This is a genomic window from Serratia sp. HNCC26DJ206, assembly GCF_057180605.1.
Map to the genome: position 1 here is coordinate 1 of NZ_JBXUGP010000111.1, position 973 is coordinate 973.

Here is a 973-nt window from a genome sequence, read left to right on the forward strand (position 1 = left end):
CTTAACTCCAGCTCACGCTGCCCATGATGGCCGTTTATTTGTCCTGAGGCGGCTGACAACGTTCATCGTTCAACATTCCCTTGGCACTGCCGGGATCTACCCTGAAGCTTTCTGCCTGTTTTCCATCGGCAGTGACATCAATACGGGTGGCGGTGGTGATCGCCTTGAACAGCGAGCTCCACTCCGCCACCTTGGCGTGGGTATCATCAGGAACAACATAACTGACCTTGTCTATCGTCAACGTGAGGCTGCTGCCCAAGTAGGCATCAAAGTGTGATGTAAATCTCACAGAGGTCGGTATGGATGACACTGTGGAGCAGTTTACCTCTAGGACTTTGCTCTTATCGTGATTTCCCAGCGAATAGATATTCCCCTTGTCCAGCGCCCATCTGCTGACATAATTTTTCCTGTTGAGCTCTGCTGTTGCTTCCCTTTCTTTGGCGGCTGTCGCCCTGGCCTTTTCCCAGGACGGCTTGTTCGGCCCGGAGAACTCTTTCTGCGCCGACCAGTAGCCTATCGGATACTGCTTGACCAGCGTTCCTCCTACCCCGATGTCGACAGAGAGATACTGCCCGTTGTGGTACGTGCCTTCCACGATATACCCGTTGGGGCTGCAGGTGCCGGTATCAAGCTGTTTATAGGAAGCACTATCACGCTCCGTGATGTATAAATCCCCCAATGCGCACCCGCTGTTGGATTGGCGGTTGACCAGCGCCACATAGTGACGGGTTTTGGCGATAACGGCACACTGCTTGCTGTCCTGCCCGCACCGTTCCCACAGCGTGGTCTTGGTATCATCGGTAAATTCCCAGATCGTGTTGGCAGGCGGTGCAGAGGCGTAAGCGTTACCTGCGAGCATACCCACGGCAATGGCGGTGGCGATCCTGTTCATAGTGATATCCCCTGGTTGATAAGGTTGATTGCCCGCTGGCACGCTGAATGACGTGATTGGGCTGATACCACACCGGCTTTC

1 pseudogene is annotated in these 973 nt (G+C 54.4%); it reads right to left on the bottom strand.

Annotated features, from left to right (window positions below):
• Positions 1-34 precede the first annotated feature (34 nt).
• Positions 35-973 (bottom strand): annotated as a pseudogene (locus AC2A1E_RS24155) (hypothetical protein); the annotation flags it as partial.